15 protein-coding genes and 1 pseudogene are annotated in these 16,413 nt (G+C 59.0%); 11 read left to right on the top strand and 5 right to left on the bottom strand.

Annotated elements, in window-relative coordinates:
• The first annotated feature begins 8 nt into the window (after positions 1-8).
• From HMPREF2651_RS03070 to HMPREF2651_RS03050, 5 genes are all read left to right on the top strand, one after another.
• Entirely contained in the window at positions 9-1,625 is a 1,617-nt protein-coding gene (locus HMPREF2651_RS03070) for an ABC transporter ATP-binding protein (protein WP_049180837.1), read from the top strand.
• Positions 1,622-2,440, top strand: a complete 819-nt coding sequence (locus HMPREF2651_RS03065; RefSeq protein ID WP_038628296.1) for an energy-coupling factor transporter transmembrane component T family protein — start codon at positions 1,622-1,624, stop codon at positions 2,438-2,440. The genes HMPREF2651_RS03070 and HMPREF2651_RS03065 overlap by 4 nt, the downstream gene beginning before the upstream one ends.
• Before the next feature lie 19 nt (positions 2,441-2,459).
• Positions 2,460-2,975 carry a nucleoside/nucleotide kinase family protein gene (locus HMPREF2651_RS03060; protein ID WP_049180836.1) on the top strand — a complete coding sequence of 172 codons (516 nt, stop codon included), beginning with the start codon at positions 2,460-2,462 and terminating at the stop codon, positions 2,973-2,975.
• Positions 2,975-3,820 (top strand): YdcF family protein, encoded by an 846-nt coding sequence (locus HMPREF2651_RS03055; protein WP_038628300.1) that lies wholly within the window; start codon positions 2,975-2,977, stop codon positions 3,818-3,820. The genes HMPREF2651_RS03060 and HMPREF2651_RS03055 overlap by 1 nt, the downstream gene beginning before the upstream one ends.
• Before the next feature lie 107 nt (positions 3,821-3,927).
• Positions 3,928-5,112, top strand: coding sequence for an acyl-CoA dehydrogenase family protein (locus HMPREF2651_RS03050; RefSeq protein WP_038628303.1), 1,185 nt, complete (start codon positions 3,928-3,930; stop codon positions 5,110-5,112).
• Between the two features lie 383 nt (positions 5,113-5,495).
• Here HMPREF2651_RS03050 and HMPREF2651_RS11065 read toward each other — a convergent pair.
• The 5 genes and pseudogenes from HMPREF2651_RS11065 to HMPREF2651_RS03030 all read right to left on the bottom strand — a co-directional run.
• Positions 5,496-5,627, bottom strand: a pseudogene (locus HMPREF2651_RS11065) (amidohydrolase); the annotation flags it as partial.
• Between the two features lie 14 nt (positions 5,628-5,641).
• Positions 5,642-6,139 carry a hypothetical protein gene (locus HMPREF2651_RS03045; RefSeq protein WP_038628306.1) on the bottom strand — a complete coding sequence of 166 codons (498 nt, stop codon included), beginning with the start codon at positions 6,137-6,139 and terminating at the stop codon, positions 5,642-5,644.
• A 107-nt stretch (positions 6,140-6,246) separates the two neighbouring features.
• Positions 6,247-6,858: a suppressor of fused domain protein gene (locus tag HMPREF2651_RS03040; protein ID WP_038628309.1), complete on the bottom strand. Its 612-nt coding sequence runs from the start codon at positions 6,856-6,858 to the stop codon at positions 6,247-6,249.
• A 30-nt stretch (positions 6,859-6,888) separates the two neighbouring features.
• Positions 6,889-7,533: a ribonuclease FAU-1 family protein gene (locus HMPREF2651_RS03035; protein WP_038628311.1), complete on the bottom strand. Its 645-nt coding sequence runs from the start codon at positions 7,531-7,533 to the stop codon at positions 6,889-6,891.
• A 96-nt stretch (positions 7,534-7,629) separates the two neighbouring features.
• Complete coding sequence (locus tag HMPREF2651_RS03030; RefSeq protein ID WP_049180835.1) at positions 7,630-8,322, bottom strand: Rv1157c family protein; 693 nt, start codon at positions 8,320-8,322, stop codon at positions 7,630-7,632.
• A gap of 635 nt (positions 8,323-8,957) precedes the next feature.
• Between HMPREF2651_RS03030 and typA the strand changes: the two genes are divergently transcribed.
• From typA to dapC, 6 genes are all read left to right on the top strand, one after another.
• Complete coding sequence (gene typA / locus HMPREF2651_RS03025; RefSeq protein ID WP_038628316.1) at positions 8,958-10,871, top strand: translational GTPase TypA; 1,914 nt, start codon at positions 8,958-8,960, stop codon at positions 10,869-10,871.
• A gap of 83 nt (positions 10,872-10,954) precedes the next feature.
• Positions 10,955-13,099 carry an ABC transporter family substrate-binding protein gene (locus HMPREF2651_RS03020; protein WP_038628319.1) on the top strand — a complete coding sequence of 715 codons (2,145 nt, stop codon included), beginning with the start codon at positions 10,955-10,957 and terminating at the stop codon, positions 13,097-13,099.
• A gap of 8 nt (positions 13,100-13,107) precedes the next feature.
• Positions 13,108-14,061 (top strand): N-acetyl-1-D-myo-inositol-2-amino-2-deoxy-alpha-D-glucopyranoside deacetylase, encoded by a 954-nt coding sequence (mshB, locus tag HMPREF2651_RS03015; protein WP_038628321.1) that lies wholly within the window; start codon positions 13,108-13,110, stop codon positions 14,059-14,061.
• Positions 14,054-14,575 carry a hypothetical protein gene (locus HMPREF2651_RS03010; RefSeq protein ID WP_049180834.1) on the top strand — a complete coding sequence of 174 codons (522 nt, stop codon included), beginning with the start codon at positions 14,054-14,056 and terminating at the stop codon, positions 14,573-14,575. The genes mshB and HMPREF2651_RS03010 overlap by 8 nt, the downstream gene beginning before the upstream one ends.
• 244 nt (positions 14,576-14,819) lie before the next feature.
• On the top strand, positions 14,820-15,143 hold the full coding sequence (gene fdxA / locus HMPREF2651_RS03005; protein ID WP_005509435.1) for a ferredoxin: 324 nt from the start codon (positions 14,820-14,822) through the stop codon (positions 15,141-15,143).
• A 53-nt stretch (positions 15,144-15,196) separates the two neighbouring features.
• Entirely contained in the window at positions 15,197-16,324 is a 1,128-nt protein-coding gene (gene dapC / locus HMPREF2651_RS03000; protein WP_049180833.1) for a succinyldiaminopimelate transaminase, read from the top strand.
• Positions 16,325-16,413: the final 89 nt, after the last annotated feature.

Here is a 16,413-nt window from a genome sequence, read left to right as displayed (position 1 = left end):
AAAAATCGATGACAGATGAGGCGTTGACGCGGGGGCCGTCGTCAAGCGGAAATGTCCCTGCGGTGAGCGCGCGGGGGTTCGGATATCGGCACGCGGGGCGCAAAGCTGCGGTACTGAATGACATCACACTGGACGTGGAGCGTGGTGAAAAGGTGCTGTTGCTCGGCGCGTCGGGGGTAGGGAAGTCGACGCTGCTTGCCGCTATTGCTGGCGTACTTGGCGACGACTCCGATGGTGAAGCCACCGGAGAGCTCCTGATTGAAGGTTGTACTCCCGCTTCCGCAAGGGGCGCGGTGGGCTTAGTGCTGCAAGACCCTGACTCGCAGACGATTAGTGCCCGCGTTGGCGACGATGTTGCCTTTGGTGCGGAAAACCTTGGCGTTGCCCCGGCTGAGATCGGCAACCGAGTACGCGCCAGCCTGGATGTGGTGGGACTGGATTTGCCGCTGGATCATCCCACGCACCGGCTTTCCGGGGGACAGAAACAGCGCCTCGCATTGGCGGGTGTGCTGGCGATGGGCGCACGGGTCATTTGCTTGGACGAGCCGACGGCCAACATCGATCCGGCCGGTGTGCCGGTACTGCGCGATGCGGCGATTACCGCGGCGGAGAGAACCGGTGCGGCGCTGATCGTGGTCGAGCATCGAGTGGATGCGTGGGTCGATGTGGTTGACCGCATCATCGTGCTGGGCCGCGAAGGTGTGATTGCCGATGGTGCGCCTCATCGAGTCTTGGAAGACCACGGACAGGCTCTGACGGATGCTGGGGTGTGGATTCCGAATGCGCCGCCCGCGCTGCCGGGCGCGCGTTCCGTTGCCTGCGACCAGGACGGGCACCCTAGCGGTGACATCGCGATTGAAACCCGCGAGTTGGCCATCGGCTATGGCGCGAAGAAGTCCTGGTTCAGCGGTGGCGAAACTGTTGAACCGATTGCTCGCGGTGTATCAATTTCAATCCCATCTCAAGCTTCCACCTGCATTGTTGGTCACAATGGCAGCGGCAAGTCCACGTTAGCGCTGACGCTCGGCGGTCTGCTTGAGCCGATGGCGGGCACGGTCCAAGTGGCAGGCAGCGGTAGCGCGCCGTGGAAATGGCCATCGAAGAGGTTGGCTACTCGGATTGGCACGGTATTCCAGGACCCCGAGCATCAATTCGTCACCGGCACAGTGCTGGAAGAGTTGCAGCTTGGCCCCAAGCTTGTCGGTGTCAACACTGATCAGCGCATCGAGGAATTACTTGAGCGGCTGCGACTAACCGCCCTGACCAAGGCGAATCCATTCTCGCTTTCCGGCGGTGAGAAGCGACGTCTGTCGGTGGCGACCATGCTGGCGACAGCGCCGGATATTGTGCTTCTCGACGAACCGACCTTCGGCCAAGACCGCCGGACATTCACCGAGCTGCTCACTTTGCTTCGCCAACTTGCAGACGACGGTCGAACTGTTATTTCGATTACCCACGATCCGTTGGTGGTCCAAGCAATGGGGGACTACGTCGTCGACATGGATGCGTTTCATCCGGAGCGGTCAGGCCGTGCGGCGCCGGGACAGCGTGGTTCGGGGGAGCAGGCCGGTCCGAGCAGCAATAGCGGTTCGCGCGGCCAGGGCGAAGGAGGAGGGAAATCGTGACTGAAGTCGGTTCCGCCGGTACGGCTGAAGGTACGCAGAGCGCCGAGCAGAGCAAGCAGCCTTTCCTCGCGACGGTCAACCCGGTGGCGAGAGTTCTGGGCCTATTCTTGCTCACCACACCGCTGCTGATTTCCATCGACTGGGTCTCCGCAGTGGTGGCACTTGTCTGCACGCTTTTCTTGGTGCCACTGTCGGGTTTGGGTTTTCGTCGTTTTCTAGGACGCAGCCTGCCGCTTCTCATCGCCGCGCCCATCTCGGGCATCTCGATGGCGCTCTACGGCAACCCGGAGGGCAAAGAGTATTTCTCCTTTCTGCTTGCGCATGTGACGGATAATTCCATTTCCCTGGCCATCGCGATCATGTTGCGTGTGCTGGCTATCGGTACTCCAGTTATCGTGCTGACAGCTAATATCGATCCCACCGATCTGGGCAATGGGCTGGCGCAGGTTCTCAAGCTGCCCAGCCGGTTTGTGCTGGCAACGGTGGCGAGTCTGCGGCTCGTCGGTCTGTTCATCAGTGATTGGCAGGCGCTGACCCGAGCCCGTCGCGCACGCGGTTTGGGTGACCACGGCGCAATCCGCCGCACTATTTCCCAGGTGTTCGCTCTGCTGGTGTTTGCGCTGCGCCGCGGCACCAAGCTGGCCACCGCCATGGAAGCCCGCGGTTTTGGCGCGCCGATTAAGCGTACGTGGTGGCACACCTCGACATTGGCCGCGCGTGACTATGTCACCATGGCTGCCTGCCTCGCCATCGCCGTCGCAGCAATCGGTATTTCCGTGTGGGCCGGGGAGTTCCGCTTCCTGGGCGTGGCGTAGTAAAGGCGTTTCGATCACGATGATTCTGCTTATCGACGGCCGTTCCGGCAGTGGCAAAACCACCTTTTCGGCAAAGTTGCACAGTATCCTCGGCTGGCCAGTTATCCACTTGGAGGATGTCTATCCGGGCTGGTCCGGCCTGCACAAAGCATCGGTCGCAGTCGCGGAGACCATTTTGAACCCCGCGCTACCGGCCGATGAGCGTGGTTATCGCCGTTGGGACTGGTACGCCGGCGAATTCGCTGAGTGGGTGCCGACGCCACCGGACTGCTCTCTCATCGTCGAAGGCTGCGGCGCTGTCACTGAAGCTAATCTTGCCGCTGCCCGTGCCATCGGCGACGGCAACGCGTGGGGAGTCTGGGTAGAGCTGGACACGCAGACTCGCTTTGCCCGCGCCATGGCTCGCGACGACCACTTCGAGGAACACTGGGACATGTGGGCCGAGCAGGAATCTCAGCACATGGCCAAGCACAATCCGCAACAGCTCGTCGACTGGACTATCAACGTCCCAGAACAGTTAACGTGGAAGCTCTGATGAGAAAAACGCTCGCGTGCCTCGGTGCAGGCTTCGGTTCCATGCTCCTCGTCGGCGGGCTACGTGTCGCCGCTAGTTCGGAGCTACGCCCACCACGCCTGCCCAATCGCAGACCTCCGCGGTGGGTTCTTCCCGCAGTCGGTGCCGCGTGGACGCTGGCCAGCTACCGCGCCTATTACGCCCGCGCATCGCATCGCTTGACGACGCCCCTGCTCGCCGGCCTCGCAGTACCAGGAGCCGCAGCGATAGTTTTCGAGGCCGTTCGCCTTCGATGTGCTGCCAAAAAGCCAACTGTACCGCCACACACCGTGATTGTGCTGGGATGCGCATTGAAGAACAATCGGCCCTCGGCCCTGCTGGCCAAAAGATTGCAGCGGGCAGTAGCAGCGTGTGATGAGCGCACCGAGCGAATCATCTGCTCCGGTGGGCGCGGCAGTGAAGCGGTGACAGATGCCATCAGTTCCGAAGCGGATGCCATGGCGGAGTGGTTGGAGGCGAACGCTGGGGACGTCGTAAAGCGTGGCGACATCGAGTTGATTGCCGAGGACCAATCGACGAATACGTCGGAAAACATTGACTATGCGTGCGAGTTGATGCGCGGCATGGACGGTGCGTTGAGCGCTGGAACGGTTGTTGTGACCAGTGATTTTCATGCGCCACGGGTAGCGAAGCTCGTGCGCGAACGGGGGCTGGAATCCTGGTGTGTCGTCGGAGCCTATACGCCGTTAAGGTACTGGGCGACATCGCTGCTGCGAGAATTCCTAGCGCAGTTTATTCTGTGGGCGCCGCGCGGCAACGCGAGAATTTTACGAATTTCGCGGGTGCAACAAAGTGTTAGCCATTAGTATCAAACGAAGATAATTACGTCGTGCGGTGATAGTGCTACGTAGAAATGCGTAGAGCGCGATATCGAACACGACATCGGAATCATTAAATCGGGAGGAACACCCACATGGCTTTGACCCCAGGATTCGACCTGTTCCAGCTGCCAGAGGAGCACCAGGAGCTCCGCGCCGTTATCCGTGATCTGGCGGAGAAGCAGATTGCTCCGTACGCAGCGGACGTCGATGAGAATGAGCGTTTCCCGGAGGAGGCCCTGAAGGCTCTCAACGAGGCTGGCTTCAACGCCGTCCACGTGCCGGAGCAGTTCGGTGGTCAGGGTGCGGACTCGGTTGCGGCCTGCATCGTCATTGAGGAAGTTGCTCGCGTCTGTGGCTCGTCCTCCCTTATCCCGGCTGTGAACAAGCTGGGCACCATGGGCCTGATCCTCAAGGGCTCCGACGAGCTGAAGAGCAAGGTCCTGCCGGACATCGCCAACGGTGAAATGGCTTCCTACGCGCTGACTGAGCGCGAGGCTGGTTCGGATGCCGGGTCCATGAAGACCCGCGCTGTCCGTGAGGGCGATGAGTGGGTCCTCAACGGCTCCAAGTGCTTCATCACCAACGGTGGCCGCTCCACTTGGTACACCGTCATGGCTGTCACCGACCCGGAGAAGGGTGCCAACGGCATCTCCGCATTCATGGTTCACAAGGACGACGAGGGCTTCCGCGTCGGTGGCCTGGAGCACAAGCTGGGCATCAAGGGCTCCCCGACCGCGGAGCTGTACTTCGAAAACTGCCGTATCCCGGCTGACCGCATCATCGGTGAAGAGGGCACTGGTTTCAAGACCGCCCTGGAGACCCTGGACCACACCCGCCCGACCATTGGTGCACAGGCACTGGGTATTGCGCAGGGTGCTTACGACTACGCCGTTGGTTACGTGCAGGAGCGTCAGCAGTTCGGCAAGCCGATTGCTGCTTTCCAGAACACCCAGTTCATGCTGGCTGACATGCGTATGAAGATTGACGCTGCTCGTCTCATGGTCTACACCGCAGCCGCTAACGCTGAGCGTGGCACTGCTGAGGGCGGCGCTCGCCTGGGCATGATGGCCGCAAACGCCAAGGCTTTCGCCTCCGACGTTGCTATGCAGGTCACCACTGACGCTGTGCAGCTGCTCGGTGGTTACGGCTTCACCCGTGACTTCCCGGTTGAGCGCATGATGCGTGACGCCAAGATCACCCAGATCTACGAGGGCACCAACCAGATTTGCCGCATGGTCGCAGGTCGCCAGATTCTCGCAGACGCTCAGAAGCGCTAGTCACCAGTGCAAACGCTAAGCCCTCGCTATCAAGGCGGGGGCTTTTTTCACGCCACCACATCACCCAGAATTTGTCTATTAACCCCAATGCGAGTTACTGACTGCGTTTATGTTTGGCGACCGCGAGCCAATGCGAGTTACTGACTGCGTCTATGACAAAAATGGCCCGAAAAACGGCTTCAAAATGTCATAAACTCGCACAGTTTCACATTTGCAGCCCGTAAGTTTTTGGGATAAGTAGCAAGAAGCATGTCCGGTCGGCGTGTGGCCGGGGTTAGGTTTGTCTCTTAACCCCAGGTTTTCGGCCGTCCCGCACGAGTCCGGCACCACACCATCCACCAGCTCGCCAGCAGCCGCACGCATCAGCCTCGCTAATCACACCCTCATTTCGCCAACCAAGCACAGGTAGCTACAACGATTGCCTCTACTCCCCGGTCAAGAGTGGGTTGGAGGTCAGGGGCGAAAGCTGGGTTGTGGTTGCCAACAGCGCTGCTCTCATCCGCGAAGCCGCCGAGTCACTAAGAGCTGCCTACGTCGTCACAAAGAACTTCTGGTTTCGCTCGCCACGGTAGGACTGGACGGTTGCAGTTGCGGCGATGATAGAGGCAACAATCAGCAGGCCAGCTGTAATCAAACCGAGCACCGATGAGTCTCCGGAGCGCAACTGGGAAATCGTTCCGACCAGAGTCATTGATGCATTAATGACAAAAACTGCCGCTGCCACGGACAGCACCGTGCGCGCTGCAGTCGATCCTTCAAGGAGTTTGCCAGCAAGCCACCAGCACGCAATCGCCGTTGCCGTCTGCGCGATAATTGCAAACGCGAAGCTCACAGCCAAGCTGGTCTGAGCAGCAGAAATCTCGATGTTGTTGGCCTTTGCCGCTTCCGTAACAGTCGCATCCCATTTCAATAGGGAACTGACCACGGTGAGGAGTAGCGCCGGGACGTAAGAATATACCGCCAGCCGCCACCACCTAAAGGACTGCGCCGCATGGTAAGGAACGTCTTTAGCCGAATTGACTACCATAACTCCACACTCTAAACCACGCTGTCTCGGCGCGAAACGTCACTGCTAGGTTGCACTTATCGATTGCCGACGAGCAGATAATCGGCAACCGTCGAAAAAGCTAACTTTTATACAGCGCTGGTGCGGTACGGGTCGGTGAAGTCGACACCTTGGGTTTCCCACACGCGACGCAGTTCGTCAACGCCCTTAGCGCGAGCAAGGGCAAATTCGTTGGTTGTGGCCGGGACTGGCTGGAAGATCGTGACTTCGGTTTCCTCTACCACGACCGGCGGGATTTCTGCCTTGAGCAGCACAAAACCGGTGAAGCGCGATTGATCCCACAGTGGCTGGCCGAAGTCGATAAGTGCACCCTCGGTGAGGATGAGGCCTTCGATGCTTGGGGAAGCGGCAAGAATACCCAGCGGGCGGATGACTTCGTCCAGACCACCACGAATAGGCAAGATGAGCTCGGCACGCGGGCCAGAGTTGGTGTCCACCACCATTGCGGACGGATCTTGCATTGCCTCGGCACTGCAACCGAGTGTTGCGTAGGTGACAATCCGGCCTGTGTCAGGTCCGAAGCGCAGCATCTTCAGCGGAGCAGAGCCGAGGAAGGTCAGCTGGGCTTCGCCGGGGTTGGACTCTTCAAAGTAGGAGGTAAATGCTGCTCGGACGGCTTTGATAATCGCATTGCCATCAGGGCCGGCGGGAGGGATGGGGCCGGTTAAGTTATCGAACACGAACGGTACTCCTTTGTTGAGGTGGTAGTTCTAGGCTGCAGGCGAAAGCTCAACAGCGTCAGCCCACGTCGCTTCGAGGTTCAAAGTCTGCATCCACGCATCAATGTTGTCACCGTGTGCAGCGATTGCGGCGCGTGCAGTCAGCGTGGTCTCGATAGCGAACTCGGTGAGTTCATCGCTAATCAGTCCCTGAGTGTGGGCCGCGACGAGCTCGTCGACATCTTCAACTCGAATCTGTGTGGCCGCATCGACAGGTAGGGGAGCTATGGCCTCAGGGGCGGTCGGTGCCTGCAGGATGTCGAGATACAAATCGGTCATACGCCAGCACTGCGGATCAGTCCGGTCGATGCTGACAATATCGACGTAGCGTTGGTGTTCCACCTTCACGCCCGGGCGGAAGTGATAAATGCTGATGCGCAACCCCTCGTCGGCAAGCAGGAATGACTCAAGATATCCAAACTTTGGATGATCCATCCCACGGCGCATATAGAGGCGGCTGGGCGTGAGAGCTCGGAACTCGTCGACTTTGCGCTGAAAGCCCTTGGGGTCGGTGTTGACCATTTCACGTAGGTCAAAGGTCTCGACTTTTGGAGGATGTGTGTCCTGACTCGAGTGAATCGGGGAGAGTGCAGGAGCTGCCGCGGTCGAAGCCGAAGTGGCCGGTGAAGTGGACATGCGAATACCTTAACGTGTGGGTGCTGCCTTTTTGGGCATAGAAAAGCCCTTTCTGCATACGTGATGCAAAAAGGGCTAGGGGAGAACTAGAAAAACTTAGTTCAGGCCGACCGGGAAGACACCGGCGGTCGGGGTGTAGCTGCAGTTGGTCGGACCAGGCTCTTCCTGAGTGGTGATACCGCCCTGCATGACAGCGATGACCAAGCCCTTGCCCGTGTCAGCGGTGCCGTTGACAGCGCCCGGGCCCTCCTCGGCGTTAATACCGTTGTTCTGCAGGGTGGTCTTGCCGTACTTGCCGTTGGCAACGTTGACCCAGTAGACGTTCATCTCGGTGTTCTGTTCCTTAGCCAGCTGCTTGGTGCCCAGGCCAGTGAAGACGAAGCCAAGCTGGTTCTCCGGAACGCCAGGCAGCGGCAGGTCAGCCGGACCCGGAACGGAGGTGGCCATACCGATGGAGCGGCTTTCGCCACCGATGCACTTGTCAGCCACGGTCGGCAGCAGGAACTGGTTGGTCTTCGGGGCGCCTTCCGGAACCTTGAAGCCCGGCTCGCCGTCGCCCTCACCAGTCAGGAAGTCAATTCCCTTGTTCAGCGCGCTTGAAATTTCCTCAGGAACGCCTGGGGAGTTAATGATGTCGCGCGCGTTGCCGTAAAGATCCGGCGAAGCGATGTTCAGGGAGTCCAGCGAGGGGGAAGCAGAAGCGGCGGGAGCCATGCCCGCAGTGAGAATTGCAGCTGCACCCAAGGTCGCTGCGGCACGGCGAAGGAAGGAGCGTCCAGTCGAAACCACGGTGAAGTACCTCTCATTCGTGGGCTATTGGAGTCGGAATCAAAATTTCGGAATCGTTGCTCATCTTAGAACGACTCCAACGTGAATTGGAAAGATTTGAAAAAGAAATGTTCAGAATCTTCTCAGGAGATTAACGCACGGGTTCCCGCGTGTCGCAAGTCAATCAGAGTGGATGAAGGTGTAGAAAGAGATGATTGTGACAATTGAGGCACACTGCATGCTTATGGGGTTAATGGCGTTTCGCAGCGTGTAAGCAGGTGGAGTCAAGTCTCATCCCGTGGGGTTACAACTATGGCATTTGGTCACATCTATCACATGGTGGGCTGAGAGATTGCCGTCGTGAAGCGTTGTGGTGTGGGTGGATATGCCGTTATGGCTGTCGGTAAAGCGGGGGTGCAGCAAGGGGGTAATTTATGCCTAGGGGCGGCGCGGCAATGCCACTTTGCATGACGGATAGGTGCTCGGGGTTGCGAGAAGCTCTGCCAGATGTGCAGGGCCATTAAGAAGGAGTACACTGTAGAACGCTTTATTACGCGTTGATGCGGGGCGTTAAAGACAGTCGCAAAGACAGTCCTTTAGGGCAAGGCCGTATCTTTTTCTTTTAGTCCTCTTAGCTTGTTAGGAGCTATCCGCCTGTGAGCGATACCGAGTTCCGTAATGTCGCCATTGTCGCGCACGTCGACCATGGCAAGACCACTCTCGTGAACGCCATGCTGGAGCAGTCCGGCGTTTTCAGCGACCACGAAGAAGTTGCAGACCGAGTGATGGACTCTGGTGACCTTGAAAAGGAAAAGGGCATCACCATCTTGGCGAAGAACACCGCTATTCGCCGAAAAGGTGAGGGCAAGAACGGCGAAGATCTCATCATCAACGTCATTGACACCCCTGGCCACGCCGACTTCGGTGGTGAGGTGGAGCGAGCGCTGTCCATGGTTGACGGCGTCGTGCTGCTGATTGACTCTTCCGAAGGTCCGTTGCCACAGACTCGCTTCGTGCTGGGCAAGGCCCTGGCTGCGTCCATGCCAGTCATCATTGTGGTCAACAAGACCGACCGTCCAGATGCGCGTATCGACGAGGTTGTTGAGGAAGCCCAGGATCTGCTGCTAGAGCTAGCCTCTACCCTGGAAGACCCGGAAGCTGCTGAGGTCGCAGAGCGCAACCTTGAGCTGCCGGTTCTCTATGCTTCCGGTCGTGCCGGTAAGGCTTCGACGGAGAACCCGGGTAACGGCAACTTGCCGGAGTCTGAGAACCTGCAGCCGCTGTTCGACGTCATCACCGAGGTGCTCCCGGAGCCGTCCGCTGAGATTGATGCCCCGCTGCAGGCGCAGGTTACTAACCTGGACTCCAGCTCCTTCCTTGGTCGAATTGGCCTGATTCGTATTCACAAGGGCCGTATCCGCAAGGGACAGCAGATTTCGTGGATTCACTATGACTCTGATGGCAATGAGCACATCAAGAACGCGAAGGTCGCGGAGCTGTTGCGTACCGTCGGTGTGACCCGTGTTCCTGCTGAAGAGGCCATTGCAGGTGACATCGCTGCTATCTCCGGTATCGATGAGGTCATGATCGGTGACTCTCTCTGTGATGCTGAGCACCCGGATCCGCTGCCACGCATTCTGGTCGATGAGCCGGCTATCTCCATGACGATCGGTGTGAACACCTCGCCACTGGCAGGCCAGGGTGGTGGCGATAAGCTGACCGCTCGTATGGTCAAGGCCCGCCTGGACCAGGAGCTGATCGGTAACGTCTCGCTGCGCGTGCTGCCGACCGAACGCCCGGATGCCTGGGAAGTGCAGGGCCGTGGTGAAATGGCGCTGTCCGTCCTGGTTGAAACCATGCGCCGTGAAGGCTTTGAGCTGACCGTCGGTAAGCCGCAGGTTGTGACCAAGACCGTCGATGGCAAGGTTGAAGAGCCGTACGAGCACTTGACCATCGATGTTCCAGAAGAGCACCTGGGTGCGGTCACCCAGCTGATGGCGGCTCGTAAGGGACGCATGGAACAGATGGGTAACCAGGGCACCGGTTGGGTGCGCATGGAGTTCCTCATTCCGTCCCGCGGTCTGATTGGCTTCCGCACCACTTTCATGACGGAGACCAAGGGCACCGGTATCGCCAACCACTACTCGGCAGGTTATGGCGAGTGGGCAGGCGAGATTAAGGACCGCCCGACTGGTTCGCTGGTGGCTGACCGTACCGGCCAGATCACCGCTTACGCGCTGATCCAGCTTTCTGACCGCGGTACTTTCTTCGTCGAGCCGGGTGACCAGGCCTATGAGGGCATGGTCGTTGGCCAGAATCCGCGTGATGAGGACATGGACATCAACATCACCAAGGAAAAGAAGCTGACGAATATGCGCGCAGCCTCGGCTGATGCGACCGTGACCCTGGAGAAGGCTCACAAGCTCTCCCTCGATGAGGCTATGGAGTTCTGTGGCGCTGACGAGTGTGTTGAGGTCACCCCGGAGGGCATTCGCGTACGCAAGCAGATCCTCAGCGCCACCGATCGCGCTCGCGCCCGTTCCCGCGCGAAGGCAATGAATAAGAAGTAATTCGGGTTACTAGGGGACTGGGCGACCTGGAAAACCAGTCTCGGGGTAACTGACTCGGCCAGGTGTCGAGTAATCTCGTGAATATGTTTATTCGCAGCCGTCGTCACGCAGCTTCTCGTCGATTTTTCGTAGCATCGACACTCTGCGTGACGGCGGCTTTGGCGTCCTCGTGCATGGCTCGCCCGTCCGACGCTCCGACTGTGCCCGGGCAGCAGGAAGTGCCGGTACAGCAGGAAGACACCGCTGACCAGGCTAAAAAGATGCGTGAAGTCACGGTCGGTGTCGACGAGTTTGTCGAAGGCTTCAATCCGCATTTGCTTGCCGACGTCTCCCCAGTGACCAGCCTGGTAGCGCGACTGACACTGCCCAGTGTTTTCACCCCCGCGCCAGTTGAGGGCGAGGCTGGTGACGCTACTGCCTCCGCGCAAGCTCCCGGAGTGGTGGATAACGCTGCCAATGCCCGTTTGGCAGGTGCTCCCCAGTGGCTGCTCAACTCCGATTTATTGGATTCCGTGCAGGTCATCAGGAACGATGACAGCAAAGACGGCGACACCAGTAATGGAGCTGGAGGCTGGAAAGCAGCCGATGTTGACATCACGGATCCGACGGTAGCGGCAGAGCATGTCCGCTACCGCATTCGAAAGGGGGCGCAGTGGAGCGATGGCACGCCGATTAGCGGCGAGGACTTCCGCTATCTGCATACCCAAGTCACGTCCACTCCAGGATCGTTGGATACAGCGACCTATGAGCTGATTAAATCCATTGATGTCTCTGACGGGGGCCATCAGATTGACGTGACGTTCACTCAGCCGATTACGCATTGGCAGCGCCTGTTTGCGCATCTCTTGCCAGCGCATCTGATGCGGTCGAACACTGATGGTTTTTCCGAAGGGCTGGCCAGTCGTTTCCCGGCTTCCGGTGGGCAGTACACCGTCGAGTCGATGGATGTCGGCCGCAACATTATTCGGCTGGTTCGAAATGACCGATACTGGGGTGAGCAGCCAGCGGCCTCGGAGATTATTACGCTGCGTGCCATGCGTAGTGCCATCGATGGTGCGGAGCAACTGCGTTCGAAGCAGATCCAGGCTGTGCAGGTCCGTCCTACGGAGACATCTGAGCTGACGTATGGTCTGGTCCCCGGTGTTGCTGAGTTTTTCCATGAGCCAAACCGGGAACTGGTTTTCAGTACCAATCTCGCGTCGAACAGGCTTGCCGACGAGTCCGTCCGCCGGGCCATTCTGAGCAGCATCAACGTTGCAGAGGTCTCAGAGGTGGCCACCGGCCGCCGAATTGCGGGTGGTTCTGGTGACGGTGGTGACCAGGAGCGATCCGAGACACCACAGGCTGGTTTTACTGAGGACAATCCGCTACGAATTGGCATCATTAGCGACGGTATAGCGGCACGCGCTGCGGCTTTTGCGGTCGCTGACCAGTTGACTGCAGCTGGTATCCCCGCCACCGTTGTTTCGTATTCTCCAGCGGACATGCTGCGGTCTTCGTTGCCCTACGGAACTGTCGATGCCGTGGTGGCATGGGCAGAGCAGCCCAATTCTGTCCAGGCGGCCCGGGAACGCTATACGTGTACGGAAGGCTCGGTCAGCTCGCTGCCGCCGAAGGACCTGGACGAAGCGGGCGCAGAGTCGGCTGCTGAGTCTGAGTCCGAGTCTGATTCTGAGCGTGTCGACAGTTCGACAAAGCCTGCGCCAAGTAGAGATCGGGAAAAGAGTGCTGAAGAGCAGGGCTCGTCGGACGGGACAACACCATCTGAGCAGTCCAAATCTTCTACCTCAGCGGAGCCGGCTGACCTAAATGGAGTACCAGTTGCTCCGAAATCGGCTGCTCGGAGCGAGAATCTCTCCGGTCTTTGTGACCCACAGATTGATGAACTGCTCGCTCCCGACAGTTCTGCGTTGCCCGCTGAACTCGCCGATATCATTGCTGGCCACAGTATCGAGCTGACCTTGGTGAAAGACGGCTTGCTGACGGTGGTCAGCCCGGAAATTACAATTACCGGGAGGAGGGACTCTTCGCAGTGGACCGATGACCCAGTGTTGGGCCGCCTCGGTGTTCTGGGCGAGGTTCGCCGTGTCTCGACACAGAGTGGGGCTCGAGAATCGTCTGAGAATTCTCAGCCGGGAGATGATCCGCGCGAAGATACAGAGCAGGACGGTTCGGGGCAGAACCAAGATGGCCGCGATAACGTCGACCAGGAGAACAAGGGGAAGTAAGAAAGTCCGTGAAGTTACTTTTTGTTCACGCACATCCAGATGACGAGTCCATTTGGACAGGTGGTTTGATTGCGGCTGCCGCGCGGTCCGGAGCGTCGGTAAGCGTAGTGACCTGCACGATGGGCGAGCTGGGAGAGGTCATCGGCGCGCCGTACCAGGGGCTAGTTGCTGATGAAGCCGACCAGTTGGGCGGTTTCCGCGTCGCCGAGTTGCGCTCGGCGCTGCGTGCGCTTGGGGCCAATGCTCCAGAAAATGCGCCGCGGTTCCTCGGTGGTGCCGGGCGTTGGCGTGACTCCGGTATGGCCGGTGACAAGGGCAATGAGCATCCCCGTGCGTTCGTGAACTCAGGTGATGAGGCGGTCGCCCAGCTTCGCACCATCCTCGATGAGCTGCAGCCAGACCTGGTCATTACTTACGATGCTGATGGTGGCTATGGGCATCCGGACCACATTCGTGCGCACGATATCACTGTCGCGGCGTGCGGAAATCGCTTTCCGACGCTGTGGGCGGTCACCGATCGTGAGGCAATGGCGGCGGGGCTGGATGCCATTACCGTGGTACCGGAGAGCTGGCAGTCGTGCGATATCGACGACTTCGCCACCGTGACTGGCCATTTCGAGGTTCAGCTGGATGACGCCGCTGTGGCTGCCAAGGTTGAGGCCATGCGCGCGCATGCGACGCAGGTGTGGTTCGCCGATGGTTCCGTCAGCGAGGTCAATCCGGATGCTGTCTATGGGCAGACCGATGGCTCTGGTCGTGCGCGAGCCGTCTGGGCGTTTTCCAATTTGCTGTGTCAACCGGTGACGCCGACTGAGGCATACCGTTTTGGTACGGCGACCGCTGCGTCCATGGAAGCGCTAGGGGAGCTGGTGAATATCCGATTACTGTCGGAGCCGGTAGCGAGCGTCGAGTCGGTACCGGGCGTGGATCTGGCGGCGGAGGGGAGTGCGGACGATGAGTGACTTTCAACCTCACGAAAGCGAAGACTTGATTAACGCTGCTGGCGGAAAGTTGAAAAACGAGCGCTTGAGTATTGAAAAGCGCACGTTTGGAGATGAGCGCTATTGGGGCGATCCGGAACGTTCGCAGCCACGCGAGAACTTCCATCAGGGGGAAGTCGCGGTAGCGCTGGTCTGGCTGTCGCTGGCTGCGCTGGCAGCGCTGGTGATTGAGGTAGTTTTCCTCGGAGCGTGGATTACCATCGGCTCGGTTGCTATTCCGTTGCCGTGGACTATTCCGTTGGCCTATATTGCCAATCTGGTTATCACCAATACAGCGTTGCTGTGGACTCGTGATCGTTCTAAAGCTGCGATTCCGACTGTCATCTGGGTGCTGGGCTTTGCAGGCATTTTGCTGTGGGCAGTGCTGCCCTTCGGTGGTGATTTGGCAATGGGGCAGTGGTTGCGAACAGTTCTGCTACTTGTTTGCGGTGTGCTGGGCGGTGCCTGGCCACTGCGCCATCTGCGGGCACTCTAACGGAAAATGCAGCGGAACCTGCAGTCGATGCTGCAGGAGACGGTGGGGAACTGATGCAGGGCAGGCCTGCATGAATGCGCATCTTTCTGGAGCTAGTTGATAACAACACCCACGTTGGGTGTAGACTCCAATCTGAATATACCGCTCTGTCTATTTTGCTCTGTTTCTCGTTGGAACGGCATAATCGACAGATAGCGAAAGCCTCATCCCATATCTTGTGAGAAAGGTTCTTAAACCTAAAACCATGACTTACATCATTGCCCAGCCATGTGTTGACGTCCTCGACCGTGCCTGTGTCGAGGAGTGCCCGGTTGACTGCATTTACGAGGGCAAGCGCATGCTCTACATTCATCCTGATGAGTGCGTGGACTGTGGCGCTTGTGAACCGGTCTGCCCAGTCGAGGCCATCTTCTATGAGGACGATGTTCCGGATGAGTGGGTTGAATTCATCGATGCCAATGTCGACTGGTTCGATGAGCTGGGTTCCCCAGGCGGTGCCGCCAAGCTCGGCCCCCAGGACTTCGATGTGCCATTCGTGGCAGCTCTGCCGCCACAGGCAGAAGACTAAAGCCACAGAGGACTAAACCTATTTCTTTCCCGGGAAGGATTTCATCACCGCCCATGTCAGCTGCCCGCAAGCGCGTAACTCCCGGTTCTCTTTTGCCTCAGTTTCCGTGGGATTCTCTCACGCGGGCGAAAGCCACTGCGGCTGCGCATGAAGAGGGCATGGTGAATCTCTCGGTCGGCACACCGGTCGATGAAGTCGCTTCGATAATCCGGCAGGGCCTTTCCGAAGGCGCTGCCGCACCGGGTTATCCTCAGACCGCCGGCACGCCTGAGTTACGCGCGGCGATTGTTGCAGCGATGGCGCGGCGTTACGGCGTGACGGGACTGGAGTCAGCGGTCAACGGCGGCAATGTGCTTCCGGTCATCGGTACCAAGGAAGCGATTGGCTGGCTTCCTTTCCTCCTCGGTGTGGGCGTGGGGCATACCGTCGTCATCCCCGAGCTGGCATATCCCACCTACGAGGTTGGCGTTCGCATCGCAGGCGCTGAGCTGCTGCGTGCGGACTCGCTGACGCAAATCGGCCCTGCCTCGCCGACACTGATGTTCATCAATTCCCCGGGCAACCCCAACGGCAAGGTCCTCGGTGTTGAACACCTGCGCAAGGTGGTTGAGTGGGCTCGTGCTCGGGACGTCATCATCGCCTCTGACGAGTGCTATCTGGGGCTCGGTTGGACTGAACAGCCAGTCAGTATTCTCGACCCGCGAGTGTGCGACGGTGATTTCACCAACCTGCTGGCTATCCACTCACTGTCCAAGACGTCGAACATGGCGTCGTACCGCACCGGCTGGTTCGCCGGCGATGCGGACCTTATTGCCGAGCTGGTTTCCGTGCGCCGTCACATGGGACTGATGATGCCGGGACCCATCCAGCACGCCACGATTGCCGCGCTTAACGACGACTCCCACGAGGCCGAACAAAAGCAGCGTTACAGTGACCGCCGTGAGATTCTGCGGGATGCACTGGTAGCCGCAGGTTTTCGTGTCGATGACTCCGAGGGCGGGCTCTATCTGTGGGTTACTCGCGGGGAAGACTGCTGGCAGACGGTTGATTGGCTGGCCGAACGCGGCATCCTGGTCGCGCCGGGTAGCTTCTACGGCCCCAAGGGTGCACAGCACGTGCGGGTGGGGCTCACAGCGACGCTCGACGATATCGAAGTGGCCGCGGCGCGCATTCGCGGCTAGCTCGGCCAGATGTGCTGGCCCGAGTAGGCCGAATGCTGCAAACGGTGCCGACATCGGCATAGACCAAATCATAAAAAGGGGAGTGTGCC

The sequence above is a fragment of the Corynebacterium sp. HMSC063A05 genome (genome assembly GCF_001809695.1).
GTDB classification, from domain to species: Bacteria; Actinomycetota; Actinomycetes; order Mycobacteriales; family Mycobacteriaceae; genus Corynebacterium; species Corynebacterium amycolatum.
This window is presented reverse-complemented; position numbering and strand designations above follow the sequence as displayed.